The sequence below is a fragment of the Kitasatospora sp. NBC_01287 genome (assembly GCF_026340565.1).
Classification (GTDB): domain Bacteria; phylum Actinomycetota; class Actinomycetes; order Streptomycetales; family Streptomycetaceae; genus Kitasatospora.
Map to the genome: position 1 here is coordinate 4,030,354 of NZ_JAPEPB010000001.1, position 13,525 is coordinate 4,043,878.

The 13,525-nt window shown below is 72.4% G+C and carries 15 protein-coding genes; 9 read left to right on the top strand and 6 right to left on the bottom strand.

What is annotated here, in order from left to right; all coding sequences use genetic code 11:
• Nucleotides 1–40 precede the first annotated feature (40 nt).
• The 3 genes from OG455_RS16970 (at nt 41) to OG455_RS16980 (ending at nt 2,227) form a co-directional block, all read left to right on the top strand.
• Entirely contained in the window at nt 41–781 is a 741-nt protein-coding gene (locus OG455_RS16970; protein WP_266294539.1) for a GPP34 family phosphoprotein, read from the top strand.
• 380 nt (nt 782–1,161) lie between these two features.
• The gene (locus tag OG455_RS16975) at nt 1,162–2,040 is read left to right on the top strand and encodes a helix-turn-helix transcriptional regulator (RefSeq protein WP_266294541.1); all 879 of its coding nucleotides are present in this window, start codon (nt 1,162–1,164) and stop codon (nt 2,038–2,040) included.
• The gene (locus OG455_RS16980; protein ID WP_266294543.1) at nt 2,015–2,227 is read left to right on the top strand and encodes a DUF397 domain-containing protein; all 213 of its coding nucleotides are present in this window, start codon (nt 2,015–2,017) and stop codon (nt 2,225–2,227) included. The genes OG455_RS16975 and OG455_RS16980 overlap by 26 nt, the downstream gene beginning before the upstream one ends.
• Nucleotides 2,228–2,257: 30 nt before the next feature.
• On the opposite strand, the gene OG455_RS16985 is transcribed toward OG455_RS16980, so the two are convergent.
• Nucleotides 2,258–3,367: an ADP-ribosylglycohydrolase family protein gene (locus OG455_RS16985; RefSeq protein WP_266294545.1), complete on the bottom strand. Its 1,110-nt coding sequence runs from the start codon at nt 3,365–3,367 to the stop codon at nt 2,258–2,260.
• 184 nt (nt 3,368–3,551) lie between these two features.
• On the opposite strand from OG455_RS16985, the gene OG455_RS16990 reads away from it, so the two are divergent.
• The gene (locus tag OG455_RS16990) at nt 3,552–4,634 is read left to right on the top strand and encodes a tyrosine-protein phosphatase (protein ID WP_266294547.1); all 1,083 of its coding nucleotides are present in this window, start codon (nt 3,552–3,554) and stop codon (nt 4,632–4,634) included.
• 50 nt (nt 4,635–4,684) lie between these two features.
• Here OG455_RS16990 and aspS read toward each other — a convergent pair whose 3' ends face one another.
• From aspS to OG455_RS17010, 4 genes are all read right to left on the bottom strand, one after another.
• The gene (gene aspS / locus OG455_RS16995; protein WP_266294549.1) at nt 4,685–6,022 is read right to left on the bottom strand and encodes an aspartate--tRNA(Asn) ligase; all 1,338 of its coding nucleotides are present in this window, start codon (nt 6,020–6,022) and stop codon (nt 4,685–4,687) included.
• Nucleotides 6,023–6,334: 312 nt separating this feature from the next.
• Nucleotides 6,335–6,664: a thioredoxin gene (trxA, locus tag OG455_RS17000; protein WP_323185528.1), complete on the bottom strand. Its 330-nt coding sequence runs from the start codon at nt 6,662–6,664 to the stop codon at nt 6,335–6,337.
• A complete protein-coding gene (locus tag OG455_RS17005) occupies nt 6,657–7,172 on the bottom strand; it encodes a MerR family transcriptional regulator (RefSeq protein WP_266294551.1) in 516 nt (171 codons plus the stop codon). Before OG455_RS17005 ends, trxA begins: the two co-directional genes overlap by 8 nt.
• A 120-nt stretch (nt 7,173–7,292) precedes the next feature.
• Nucleotides 7,293–8,183, bottom strand: coding sequence for an aldo/keto reductase (locus OG455_RS17010; protein WP_266294552.1), 891 nt, complete (start codon nt 8,181–8,183; stop codon nt 7,293–7,295).
• Between the two features lie 264 nt (nt 8,184–8,447).
• Here OG455_RS17010 and OG455_RS17015 point away from each other — a divergent pair, with 264 nt between their 5' ends.
• A complete protein-coding gene (locus OG455_RS17015) occupies nt 8,448–9,368 on the top strand; it encodes a GNAT family N-acetyltransferase (RefSeq protein ID WP_266294554.1) in 921 nt (306 codons plus the stop codon).
• A gap of 132 nt (nt 9,369–9,500) precedes the next feature.
• Nucleotides 9,501–10,022 carry a hypothetical protein gene (locus tag OG455_RS17020; protein ID WP_266294556.1) on the top strand — a complete coding sequence of 174 codons (522 nt, stop codon included), beginning with the start codon at nt 9,501–9,503 and terminating at the stop codon, nt 10,020–10,022.
• Between the two features lie 131 nt (nt 10,023–10,153).
• Here the strand turns inward: OG455_RS17020 and OG455_RS17025 are convergent, their stop codons facing one another.
• Nucleotides 10,154–11,155, bottom strand: coding sequence for a hypothetical protein (locus OG455_RS17025; protein ID WP_266294558.1), 1,002 nt, complete (start codon nt 11,153–11,155; stop codon nt 10,154–10,156).
• Here OG455_RS17025 and OG455_RS17030 point away from each other — a divergent pair.
• The 3 genes from OG455_RS17030 to OG455_RS17040 all read left to right on the top strand — a co-directional run bounded on the left by OG455_RS17030 (nt 11,136) and on the right by OG455_RS17040 (nt 13,507).
• Nucleotides 11,136–11,444, top strand: coding sequence for a hypothetical protein (locus OG455_RS17030; protein WP_266294560.1), 309 nt, complete (start codon nt 11,136–11,138; stop codon nt 11,442–11,444). The two genes, OG455_RS17025 and OG455_RS17030, sit on opposite strands and share 20 nt — an antisense overlap.
• Before the next feature lie 450 nt (nt 11,445–11,894).
• On the top strand, nt 11,895–12,875 hold the full coding sequence (locus OG455_RS17035; protein ID WP_266294562.1) for a hypothetical protein: 981 nt from the start codon (nt 11,895–11,897) through the stop codon (nt 12,873–12,875).
• A 68-nt stretch (nt 12,876–12,943) separates the two neighbouring features.
• Nucleotides 12,944–13,507, top strand: a complete 564-nt coding sequence (locus OG455_RS17040) for a Uma2 family endonuclease (protein WP_266294564.1) — start codon at nt 12,944–12,946, stop codon at nt 13,505–13,507.
• Nucleotides 13,508–13,525 lie beyond the last annotated feature (18 nt).

Here is a 13,525-nt window from a genome sequence, read left to right on the forward strand (position 1 = left end):
GAGGCGTCACGCTGTCATTCATCCACGCGGGGAGGCTTGGATGGGCAAGAGCCGTAGAACAATTCCCGAGGAACTTTTGCTGCTCGCCTTGGACCCGACCACGGGTACCACCGCGCAGCCGCAAACCCTCGACCTCGGACTCGCCGGGGCACAGCTCGTCGAGCTGTCCCTGGCCGGACGGATCGTCCCGGACGGAGATCGGATCGCCGTGGTGCTGCCGCGGCCGACCGGTGACCCGACCCTGGACCACGCCCTGGAGCTGCTGCGCCGTCGCGGCAGCCCGGTGCGTGCCGCGCACTGGATCGGCGGGCCCCGACTGGGGCTGCGGCAGACCTACCTGGCGCATCTGGAGCGGTGCGGCATGGTCGCCGCCGTTCCTGGCCAGGTGTGCGGGGTCCTGCCGACGACGCGCTATCAGGCGTCGGACGACTGTACGAACGCTGCGATCAAACAGCGTCTCGACACAGCCATCCGCACCGGCGTGCCGCCGGACCCTCGGACGGCCGCGCTGGCAGCGCTGGCGCACGCCGTCGGCCTGGGCAAGCACCTCTACCCGGGCAACGAGGGCAGATCCTCACGGTCGCGGCTGCGCGACCTGATCCGCTACGACCCGCTCGGCGGCATGGTCGCGCACGCCGTGATGGACGTGCAGAACGGTCTGCCCGTCCAGCCGGGCCGCACCGGCCCGACGGGTCGGGCCCCGGCCGCGCGCAGCGGCGGGGAGCAGATCCCGCGCAGTCGCACCGAGCCCGCCGCACCCACCCGGGTCGGTGTGCGCTGAACTGACAGCCCCACGGCCACGGGGCGGTCGCGCCCGGCAGCTGCCGGGCGCGACCGCCCCTGCGTCGTCCCCGGGGGCCGCCGCAGGGCCCGCTCCGCTCCGCGCGCTTCAGGCCGGGACAGACCGGGCCGGGCCGCGAGACGCACTCCGCATACAGATCGCATTACCACTGAAATCGTTCCGGCGTGCGGCTTTCGCCGAGTCCGTGGGAGGTCGAGTCAATCCCCGGCGGCGAGCTGATCGGAAGTGACATGCTGCTGAGAAAGAGGGGGTCGGTTCCGCTGTCCAAGCCGTCGAACGGCATCGAGGCGCCGGCCGCCCCTGCCGTGCCCCGCAGCCGAATCGCTCCCAGCACCGTAGAGGTCCCGCCGGAGGTCCATGTGTCCGCCAGCAGCAATCCCACCGTCCGCCGCAGAAGGCTGGGGGCGCAACTGCGCCACCTGCGTGAGCAGCGGGGCATGACGGCCGAGCAGGTCGCCGACGTCCTGATGGTCTCCCAGTCGAAGATCAGCCGGCTGGAGAACGGCCGCCGCAGCATCAGCCCGCGCGATGTCCGCGACCTGTGCGAGCTCTACGAGGTCACCGACCCGAAGATGCGCGGCAGCCTGCTGGAGATGGCCCGGGAGTCCAAGCAGCGCGGCTGGTGGAACGACTTCGGCGACATCCCCTACAGCGTCTACATCGGCCTGGAGGCGGCGGCCTTCTCGATCCGCTCCTACGAGTCCTCCTTCGTGCCCGGGCTGCTGCAGACCCGCGAGTACGCGGAGGCGGTGGTGCACGGCACCCAGCCGGACACCGACACCGAGGCGATCCGCCGCCGGGTGGAGGTGCGCCTCAAGCGGCAGGACCGGCTGACCGGCGAGGACCAGCTGGCCAGCTTCTGGTCGGTGATAGACGAAGCGGTGCTGGCCCGGGAGGTCGGCGGGCCCACGGTGATGAGCCAGCAGCTGCGCCGGCTGCTGGAGGCCAGCGAGCAGGCGAACGTCAACATCCAGGTGATCCCGTTCACGCGCGGCGCCCACCCCGGTATGACCGGGACATTCTCCCTGATGGAGTTCCCCGAGTCCGCCGATTCCACAGTTGTCTACTTCGAAGGGGTGACGAGCGACCTGTACCTGGAGAAGGAGGCAGACGTCCGCCGCTATACCGGTCTCTACGACCACCTGCGGGCTGCCGCCTTCGGCGTCGCCGAGTCGAGGTCGCTGATCACCACCTATGCGGAGGTATACGAGAATGAGCTCCAAGACCCTGACCGTTGACCCGGCCTGGCGCAAGAGCAGCCACAGCGGCGGGAACGGCGCCTGCGTGGAGGTCGCGGTACCCGCGCCGGCCACCGTCGCGGTCCGGGACTCCAAGGACCCGTCCGGTCCGCAGCTGCGCTTCTCCCCCGAGGCCTGGCACGCGTTCGCGGGTGCCGCCGGGCACGGCGCGTTCGGCGCCCGCTGAGGCCGCGCCGCGCCGCCTGACGGGAGCCGCTCACCCCACCGGGTAGCGCTCGCGCCAGGCAGGCCCGGCGCCCGGGCCGTGCAGCTCGGCGCCGTGGCTCAGCTCCAGCACCAGGTCGTCGGCGAGCTCCAGCACGGTGCCCCGGCCCTCCAGTTCGACCAGCCACTCGGCGGGCAGCGCGGTCTCACCGTGCAGCGCGCCCAGCAGGTTGCCGCAGACCGTCCCGGTCGAGTCGCTGTCCCCCGAGTGGTTGACCGCGAGCAGCAGGCCGCTGCGCACGTCCTCGGCGACCAGCGCGCAGTACACCCCGATCGCCAGTGCCTCCTCGGCCACCCAGCCCTCCCCCAGCGCGGCCACCCGCTCCGCCGACGGCTCGCCGGCCCGCACCGCCGCCAGCGCCCCGCGCAGCGCCGCCGAGGTCTCCTCGTGGCCCGGCCGCTCGCCCAGCAGGCCGAGCGCCAGCTCGACCCCCTCCTCCACCGTCGCGCCGCGCAGCACGGCGTGCACGATCACCGCCAGCGCCCCGGCGGAGAGGTAGCCGGTCGGGTGGCCATGGGTCAGCACCGAGCATTCGAGCGCCAGTTGGAAGACCAGACCGGGCTCCCAACCGAGCAGCAGCCCGAACGGCGCCGCCCGCATCACCGTGCCGCAGCCCTTGGAGTGCGGGTTCTTCGGCGCCTCCAGGGTGCCCAGCCGCTCGGCGTCCGGCCCGGAGAGACCGGACAGGCAGGCCGAGCCCGGCGCCCGCCGCGCGTAGAGCCACTCCTCGCGCCCGAGCCAGCCCAGGTCGCGGCGCCGCTCGTCCGGGCCCCAGTCGCGCTGGGTGGCGGCCCAGCGCAGGTAGGCGTGGTGCACGTCGGTGGGCGGGTGCCAGCCGCCGGCGGCCTGGCGGACGTGGGCCCGGATCAGGCCGTCCACCGTGAAGAGGGTCATCTGGGTGTCGTCGGTGACGGCGCCGCGCTTGCCGTAGGCCGTGACGAAGCCGGTCACGCCGTCCGGGCCGTGGTCCCGCCGGATCTTGTCGAGCGTGTCGAACTCGATGCCGGCGCCGAGCGCGTCACCGATCGCGCCGCCGAGCAGGCAGCCGCGGACCCGGCTGCGGTAGTCCTGCTGCTGGGCGCGTGACCACAGGGGTATCACGGATGACGGCCTTTCACTGGACGGCGTAATGCGCCCGGAGGCCTCCCCCCGGCGACATGGCACTGTAATTGCTCCGGGTGACGGGTGGCGACGCTTCCGTCGAACATCTGCTCTTCAACAAGGTGTTGCCGGTGCGCCACCTTGATGTCACAACGTGCCACTCTGGCATGTCTAGCCTCCGGGCATGCGCACTTCTCCCCGCCTGGTTGCCGCCGCCACCGCCCTGACCAGCGCCCTCCTGCTCGGCACCGCCTCCCCCGCACTGGCCGACACGCACCACCGCTCCGCCGCCATCCCGTTCACCACCGCCACCGCGACCCAGCAGGCCGACGGCAGCTTCACCCTGACCTGGACCGCCCCCGGCACCCACCACGTCACCGTCTACGCCGGCCAGGACCAGGACGACATCGCGCACCGCGAGCCGGTCGCCCGCGCCACCGGCTCGGCCACCGTGACCGTCAAGGTGCCGGCCGCCGACCGCTGGTACTTCCAGCTGGTCCCGGACCACGGCGACCCGCTGACCATCGCCGACCGCTCGCTGCACCTGGCCTCGGCCCCCAACTTCCGTGACGCCGGCGGCTACCGCACCGCCGACGGCCACTGGGTGCGGATGGGCGTGGTCTACCGTTCCGGCGACCTCAGCCAGCTGAGCGCCGCCGACCTGGCCGAGCTGCGCCGCCTGGGCATCGCCGACGTCTTCGACCTGCGCACGCCCGGCGAGCAGCAGGCCGCCCCCGACCGGCTGCCGGCCGGCGCGAAGGAGTTCAGCGAGAACGTGCTGGGCGTCGCCGACACCGGCGCGTTCAACGTCACCACCCCGGCCGCCGCCGTGCAGCAGATGGAGGACGCCGAGCGCACCATGGTCGCCGCGCCGTCCGCCAAGTCCGCCTACCACGCGGTCTTCACCGCGCTGGTGGAGCGCGACGACGAGAACGTGCTCTACCACTGCACCGCCGGCAAGGACCGCACCGGCTGGGCCAGCGCCGCGCTGCTCACCGCGCTCGGCGTGCCGAGCGACACGGTGATGGCCGACTACCTGGCGAGCAACACCTACCGGGCGGCCCTCAACGCGGCCACCCTGGCGAAGCTGCCGCCCGCCTACCAGGCGATCTACAAGCCGCTGCTGGACGTGCGGCCCGAGTACCTGAACGCCGGGTTCGACGAGGTCACCAAGGACTTCGGCTCCTTCAACGGCTACCTGAAGAACGGCCTGGGCCTGGACAACCGCGACCTGCGCGACCTGAAGGCGCAGCTGCTGGTCGGCTGACGGCTCCGCTGACGCCATGAGCCGCGCGAAGGGCTCACGGCGTCAGCGGGTCACGGCGTCAGGCGGTTCGGCCCGCGGAAGAGGAAGACCGCGTCGCGCAGCGAGCCCAGGCCGAGCAGCACCATCAGCATCCGCCCCAGGCCCATCCCGAAGCCGCCGTGCGGCGGGCAGCCGTAGCGGAAGCAGTTCAGGTAGTCGGCCAGCGGCTCGGTCCGCATGCCCTTCTGCGCCGCCTGCTCGACCAGCACCTCGTAGCGGTGCTCGCGCTGGGCACCGGTGGTGACCTCCAGGCCCTTCCAGAGCAGGTCGAAGCTGAGCGTGAGGTCGGGCCGGTCGGCCGGTCGGGCGTGGTAGAACGGCCTGATCCCGGCCGGGTAGTGGGTGACGAAGACGAACTCGTGCCCGGTCTCCCGCTGGAAGTGAGCCGACAGCGCGCGCTCGCCCTCGGGGTCGAGGTCGACCTTGACGCCCTCGGGGTCCCAGCCCAGCTCCTCGCGCAGGATCCGGTGCGCCTCGGCCATGGTGACCCGCGGGAACGGCGTGGTCGGCACCGTCACCGCCACCCCGAACTCCTCCTGGATCGCGGCACCGTGGCGCTCGGCCACCCGACCCAGGGCGTGCGCGATCATCTCCTCCTCGAACCGCTGCACCTCCTCGACGTCGGTGGTCCAGGCGAGTTCGACGTCGACACCGGTGAACTCGGTGGCGTGCCGGGAGGTGTAGGAGGGCTCGGCGCGGAACACCGGCCCGATCTCGAAGACCCGGTCGATGCCGCTCGCGATCGCCATCTGCTTGTAGAACTGCGGCGATTGGGCCAGGTAGGCGCTGCCGCCGAAGTAGCCCAGCTCGAAGACCTCGGCGCCGGACTCGGAGGCGGTGCCCATCAGCTTCGGGGTGTGCAGCTCGGTGCAGCCGGCCGCGTAGGCGTACTCGCGCATGCCCGCCTCGAAGGTGGTCTGCACGGCGAAGACCAGCTGGGCCGCCGGGCGGCGCCGGATGTCCAGGAACCGCCAGTCCAGCCGGGGTTCGGGGCCCGAGTGCTCGTCGATCGGCAGCGGCGCGGCGGCCCGGTTGAGCACCTCCACCGTCTCGGGGACCAGCTCCAGGCCACCCAGCTTGACCACCGGGTTGGCGACCACCCGGCCGGTGATCCGCACCGCGGACTCGGTGGTGAGACCGTCCAGCACGGCGGTCAGCTCGTCGTCCGCCTTGCGGTGGGTGACCTGGACGATGCCGCTCTGGTCGCGGACCAGGACGAACTGCATCGTGCTCTGCAGGCGCAGGGTGTGCACCCAGCCGGCGACGGTGACCGTCCGGCCGGCCCCGGGGGATTCTTCGGCGTGTTGGCGCAGGTCGGCGACCATGGTGCGCTCGACGGGGTGGATCATCGCAGTCCTCCACGGACCTCGACGTGATCCCTTGGAAGTGCGGGCGAGAAGGGTGACTCGCGGTGCCACCGCACTTTCGTCGCCACCCTGCCGCTCGGCGGCCGGGGGCGGCCTCTTGCACTGCTCAGCACTCCGGAGTGTCTTCACCACGGGCACGAGGCCGCCTTCACAGCTGCCGGCGGCTCTCTCGGCTCGCGGAATCCCGCGGTTACTCGTCTCCATCAACGCGCTGAGCAGGAGGATAGGCAGCACACCCACCATCGCGCAAGGTGCTTTCAGCGCCTCGCGGCGCCCACCCCGGCCACCCAGCTCCTAGGCGACCACCTCGGCCAGCTCCCGCAGCAGCTTGGCCTTCGCCCGGGCGCCGACCATCACCTTCACCGGCTCGCCGCCCTTGAAGACCATCAGGGTCGGCATCGAGAGCACTCCGTAGGCGGCCTGCGTCTCGGGGTTGGTGTCCACGTCGAGCGAGACCACCTTGATCCGGTGCGCCTCCTCGACCGCCACCGCGTCCAGCACCGGTGCGATCATCCGGCACGGCGGGCACCAGTCGGCGGTGAAGTCGACCAGCACCGGGAGCTCGCTCTCCAGCACCTCCACGCCGAAACTCGCGTCGGTCACCGCTGCCACCTTCTCAGCCATCTACCTCGTCCTCCCGTGTCTGTTGGGCCACTGTCTGTTGGGCCGCGGCCTGTTGGGCCGCGGCCTGTTGAGTCGCTGCCTGTTGAGTCACTGTCTGCCGGGCCGGCGACTGCTGGGCCGTCCACTCGCACCGGGGCTCCGCGTGCGCGCTCGCCACCTCCAACTCGGCGCGGGCCAGCTGCCCCGCCACCTGCTCGCGCACCGCGCCGAGCCGGGCCAGGCAGTCGTCCAGCTCGGCCAGCTTGCGCCGGTAGACCTCCAGCGAGGCCGGGCAGGAGTCACCCGCCGCGTGCCCCGCCCGCAGGCACTCCACGAAGGGGCGGGTGTCCTCCAGCTCGAAGCCGAAGTCCTGGAGCAGCCGGATCTGGCGGACCAGCCGCAGCTCGTCCTCCCCGTACGCCCGGTAGCCGTTGCCGGTGCGCCGGGCGGTCAGCAGGCCGCGCGACTCGTAGTACCGCAAGGTGCGGGTGGTCGTTCCCGCACGCTCCGCCAGCTCCCCGATCCGCATCCCATGGCCTCCTGCCCGCTCGGTCCCCTCGACCGTAGACCTTGACCCTGACGTCAACGCCAGCGCCGCCCGACGCCGCCGCCCGACGCCGCCGCCCGACCGCCGCCGCCCGGCCCGGCCTCAGACGGCGTCGAGCCGGGCCAGCTCCGCCTCGGTGAGCCGCAGCGCGGCGGCCGCCACGTTCTCCACCAGGTGGTCCGGGTTGCCGGTGCCCGGGATGGCCAGCACGTGCGGGCCCTGCTGCAGGGTCCAGGCCAGCCGCACCTGGGCGACCGAGGCCCCGTGCGCCCGGGCGATGTCGAGCACCGCCTGGTCCTGGCCCTCGGCGACGCCCTCCTCGCGCCCCTCCCCCGCGATCGCGAAGAACGGCACGAACGCCACACCCCGCTCCCCGCAGACCCGCAGCACCTCGCGCTGCTCGGCCGTGGCACCGATGCCGAACCGGTTCTGCACGCAGACCACCGGCGCGACGGCCCGCGCGGCGGCGAGCTGCTCGACCGTCACGTTGGAGAGCCCCAGGTGCCGGATCAGCCCCGCCTCACGCAGCTCGGCCAGCGCGCCGAACCGCTCGACGAGGGGCGCAACCGCCCTGCCCTTGTTCCGCAGGTTCACCACGTCGAGGTGGTCGCGGCCGAGCTGGCGCAGGTTCTCCTCCACCTGCCCGCGCAGTTGGGCCGGCTCGGCCCACCACCACTCGCCGCTGTTGTCCCGGCCCGGGCCGACCTTGGTGGTGATCACCAGGTCCTCGGTGCGGGGCGCGAGCGCGGTGTTGATCAGCTCGTTGGCCGAGCGGAGCGCGGAGAAGTAGAACGCGGCGGTGTCGATGTGGTTCACCCCCAACTCCACCGCGCGCCGCAGCACCGCGATCGACCGGGCGCGGTCGCTGGGGACACCCATGTCGAAGGGGCCGGTGCCGGTCAGGCGCATCGCGCCGAAGCCGAGCCGGTTGACCGTCAGGTTGCCGAGCTGCCAGGTGCCGGACGAGGACGCGGTGATCGTCTGGGAAGTCATTGCGGGAGTAAATCACAGCTCGGCGAAATAGCCCAGAGTGTCAAATACCGCGCTGATCAGCCTTATTGAGAACGGACGGGACCCTCGCGGGGTTCCCATTCGGAGGCCGTTTCCCGAGGTATTTCCAGCCCCGGCGCGGCAGAGTCGGAAATCGGCGTTCCCGCATTCCTGGGAGTGGGCGCCGCGCCACCCGGAGCCGCCGCGGACCCCCGGAGCCGCGAAACGGGTCGACAGGGTGCGGAGTGATGGCCCAGGGTTCATCACATGCCTGCTCTCCTACCCCACCACCTGCCGCCCGGCTACCGCAGCCGCCCGGCGACCACCGCCGACATCGAACTGATGTACCGTCTGATCGCCTCCTGTGAAGAGGAGTTGGACGGAAGCGTCGAGACCGATCTCGACATCGTCGCCGCGGACCTCGCCCGGCCCGGCCTGGATCCGGCGCTGGACACCCTGCTCGTGTTCGCACCGGACGGCGAACTGGCGGGCCGCGCCTGGGTGAACCGGCGCTCCGAGGTCGACGTCCACCCCGGTCACCGGGGGCTGGGCCTGGGCGACTCGCTGCTGACCTGGGTCGAGGCGCGGGCCCGCGAGTCGGGTGGCACGCGGATCGCCCAGACCGTCCCGGACCGCGATCACCAGGGCGTCGCACTGCTTCGACGGCACGGCTACGTGCCGATGGTCACCAGCTGGCTGCTGGAGCTCATCTCGCCCACCGAACCGGTGGTGCCCGAGCCGCCGGCGGGCATCACGGTCCGCCCGTTCCGGCCCGGCGACGAGCGGGCGGCGCACCAACTCACCGAGGACGCCTTCGACGAGTGGCAGCAGCGCCGGCGGTCCTACGAGGAGTGGGCGCTGCTCACCGTCGAGCGCGCCACCTTCGCACCGGCCGTCTCGATGCTGGCCTTCGCCGGGGACCAACTCGTCGGCGCGGTGCTGTCGCTGGACGTCCCGGAGAGCGGCGAGGGCTACATCGAGCGGGTCGCGGTGCGGCGCGACCACCGCAACCAGGGGATCGCCCGCGTCCTGCTGCAGCACACCTTCCGCGGCTTCCACCGCCAGGGCCGGCCGGTCTGCACGCTCTGGACGCACTCCAACACCGGCGCGCTGTCGCTCTACGAGAAGCTCGGCATGACGATCCGGCGCAGCGCCACCGTCCACTACAAGGACCTCACCACGCCGTAGCGCTCCCCGACGGTGCCGGTTGGGCCCTGCCCTCCACCCCCGCCTCCACCCGGGGGTGGAGGACGCGGTTCAACCGGCGGCCCCACCCCGGGGTTGACGCCGCACCAGGGCCCGGCGCGGGAAGGTCTTCCCATGAACACCACCGAGTACTGCGTGCAGCTGGTCCTGGTCCTCCTCGTCGTTCGCCAGATCCGCGGCGGACGCCTCGACCTGGCGGGCCTGGTCCTGCCGATCGTCCTGGTCGCCGGTACCGCCGCCTACTACCTGCGCTCCATCCCCACCGCCGGTGGCGACCTCGGCCTCGAACTCGCCCTGGCCGGTCTCGGCACCGCGCTCGGCATCGCCGCCGGCGCCACCACCCGGGTCTGGGCCACCCACGACGAGGGCGTGCACGCCAAGGCCGGCCTGGCCGCCGCGGCCCTGTGGGTCGGCGGCATCGGGGCCCGCATCGTCTTCGTGCTCGCCACCGAGCACACCCACTTCGCCACCACCGTGGCCGACTTCAGCCGCGACCAGGACATCACCGGCTCCCAGGCCTGGGTCGCCGCCTTCGTCCTGATGGCCCTGTGCGAGGCCGTCGCCCGCCTCGTCACCATCCGCCTGCGCGCCCGCACCGCCCGCCGCGCCCTGGCCGCCCTGAAGCTCGCCGCCTGAGCCCCTCCCGCCCCTCTCACCCCGCCAGGCACCCGCCAGGCACCCGCCAGCAGCCCGGCCGATACGGCCGGGCCTGCGGCACGTTCGGGCCCTGCGCCACCGGCGTGCGGAGCCGGGCGAACCGCCCACCGCTAGCGCCAGTCGATGACCACGTCCCCCGTCCCGAGGGCCGTGGCGGCGTCCGGGGCGGTGATCTGCTGCGGCTGCGCGCCGGGGGTGAGATCGGTGACGAAGGGCTGCTCGGTCGATCCCTGCAACGAGCGGAACAGCACCCGCTTCCCGTCGGGAGAGATCGCGACCGGCAGGTTCTTGCGGTCGGTCACCGGAAGCAGCGGGGGCGAGGCGGCGTCCTTCGCGTGGTCCCAGGCCCCGGGCTGCATCTTGTCGACGTCGATGGTCCAGATGTTGTTCTGGTAGTTCGCCCCCGAGCTGTCGACGCTGCCGAGGGCGGAGTGACCGCAGAGGATGGTGTGGTCGTCGACCCAGCCGACCGGTCGGCAGTCGAGGTCCGGGATCGCGGCGGGGGCGGAGGCCGTGGACAGCAGGCCGCTGGCCGCCACGTTCACGACGTTCTCGCCCTGGCCGTCGACGAAGCCGACCACCCGCTTGCCGTCCGGGCTGAAGGACAGGTCCCCGCCCAGCACCCCGTGCAGCGGGCTGCCGCCGAGCGCCAGGGTGACGTTGCCGAGCGTGCCGGGCGCGCCCGTCCACTGCTCGGTGATCTGGTGGCCGCCCGAGACGGCGCGGCTGGCGATGTGCTGCTGGCCCGCGGCGTCGCGGTAGCTGAACCAGACGCTCGACCCGTCGGGGGCGAAGAGTGCGTCGCGCTCCGCGGGGGTGCTGGTGAAGCCCGTACTGTCCCCGGTCAGGTCGGTGAACTTGCCTGCCAGGTCGACGTATCCGACGTGGCTGGCCCCGGTCTTGGCGTCCGAGGTGACAACCGCGAGGTGGGTGAAGTCGTGGTCGAACAGCTGCCGCACCTCCGGGCCGAAGGCCTGGTCCGAGGGCGCACCGTCATCGGAGCCGGGGACCGGGAAGTTGCCGGCGCAGAGCGCGTCGAGCGCGCTCAGGTCCTGCCCGCTGACCGGACTGATCGCCACGTTGGCCGGCAGCGTGAACTGGGCCGAGGCCACCTTCTTCCAACTGCTCGGGTCGTACCCGCTGACCCACACCTTCGCCGGGCTGTCCGCGGGCACCGTGCACCCGGCACTGATCACCAGCCCGCTCGCCGGGAACGAGGACCCCGCACCCGGCGTCGCCGGACCCGCGCCACCCGTCGCCGGCGGCGGCACCTGCGCCGCGTGGCTCCCCGCCGGCCCCGGCACCCCGCCCGAGCCGCCGCACCCGGCCGCCAGCGGGAGCACCAGCCCGACCGTCACTGCCACTGCCTTCGGCCGCAATCTCATCCGTACCCCCGTGTGACTCCGCTTGGTGATCATCCTCGTGCTCGAAGGAATGATGTCAGCTGACCCCAAGTCATTTCCGGGCCGCCCCGGCCGGTGGCATGGGTTGGGGCGATCTCAAGAACGAGCTCTACGAGGTTCTCGACGAGGAGTCGGTCGCGGTGTGCGCGGTGATTTCCATGCCGACGACACCACGGAGCACTCGGACGAGGCGGTATCGACCTGGGCCCGCGGGCGGGTGAGGCCAGCCCCGCTCCCCGACCGAGCAGGCGCGCGCCGGGCGTGTGCGAGTGGATGCGCGCCCCCTGCGCAGCCCGTTCGAGTGAATGCGCGATGGTGCACGGGAGTTGGCGTGCTACGTTCCGTGGAAAAGCCACCAGAAAGCCAGTTTGCCCCGGCGGTGCTCCAACACCCCGGGGCTTGGCACTCGGAGGCCGGCTCCCGACAACACTCGGAGGCAAGTCTCGTGATGCACCTTCATGTTACCGCTCATCGGCGCGACTTCGCGGTATTGCCCAACGCCCTGCTGCAGAACCGCGGCCTGAGCTTCACCGCGCGCGGCCTGCTCTGCGACCTGCTCTCCCGCCCCGACGGCTGGTGCGAGGACGGGCGGCGGATGGCCGACTCCAGCCCGCAGGGGCGGACCGCCGTCCACAAGGCGCTCAAGGAGCTGCGGGAGGCGGGCTACTACCACGTGCTGGCCGTGCGGCTCCCGGACGGGAAGCTCCGCAGCGAGGTCCACGTCTACGACACTCCGCAATACGAGACTCCGCGGCTGGTGGCGCCGACTGCCACCATCCAGGGACCCGGTGCGGTGAGACCCGGATCCCCTGTCAGCCAAAAGAGAAAGAACCGGGGGAAAGTACCCACCCCCCTCCCCACCCGTCCGGTCGCACCCGACCCACCCGCCGAACCCGACCCTGTGCTGCGCGAGGCCGTGGCCGCGCTCTACCGGGTGATCCGACCCGAGCGCCGCCTGCGGCTCGGCGAGGCCGAGGCGCTGCAGCTGGCGCCGCTGGTGGCGAGTTGGCTGGAGCGGGGGAGCACGCTCGCCGACCTCGCCCAGGCACTGTTGCCCACACTGCCCACACCGCTGCACTCGCCGCTGGGCCTGCTGCGCGACCGGTTGCAGCGCAAGATGCCGCCCGTGCCGGGCTCCCTGCCGGCCCCGCTGACGGACCCACCAACAGCCCCGCCAACAGCCCCGTCGACAGCGCCACCGACAGCGCCACCGACAACCCCGCCGCCCGAGCGCGCGGAGTGCACGGAGTGCAACGCCCCGGTGGCCGGGCCCGGCCGCTGCGGCCGCTGCGCCGGGCGCGGCACACCGGTCCTCGCCATCGGCGGCGGCCACGCGGCGACCGCCGTCGGTGCCGCCAACGCCCGGGCGGCCCTGCGCGCGACGCGGGAGCAGTTGCGCAGCGCGACGCGGGAGCCGGTGGCGGCGTGACCACTGCGGTCGGTCGGACCCCGGTACCGTGGATGCCGAGCGGACACCGGCCCGGCCCAGGCGAAGGGATGGTCAGCGTGAGTGCACAACCCATCGCGTACGGGGACGTCGACCACGAAGCAGCACTGAAGTACGCCGTCCAGCTCATCGACCATCGGTGGGCGCAGGTCATCGAAGGGCGGATCGTCCTGGTGTCACCGATGTGGGACCACGAGAAGACGGCTGCCAGGATCCGCCGCCAGCTCGATGCCAAGGCCGATGAGCTCGGCTGCATCATCGGCTCGGGCAACCTCGACCTGCCCGGCTCGCCGAACTGGTACATCCCCGACCTCGCCGTCCTGCCGCAGGAGCTGGCCGAGGGAGCCGGGGCGCTGCTCCCCCACCAGACCCTCCTGGTGGTCGAGGTGACCTCGGAGTCGAACGGCGAGACCGACCGGGTCGTCAAGCGCAAGCGCTACGCGCAGTACGGCGCCCCGCTCTACCTCCTGGCCGACCGCCAGGACCGCACGTGCACCCTGTTCGCCGAACCGCACGACCTCGGCTACGCGGTGGTGGACGGCCCCCACCCGTTCGGGGCCGTCCTCCACCTGCCGGCGCCGTTCGACCTGGCGTTGGACACCACCGGCCTCTGAGCGGCCGAGCAGCCAACC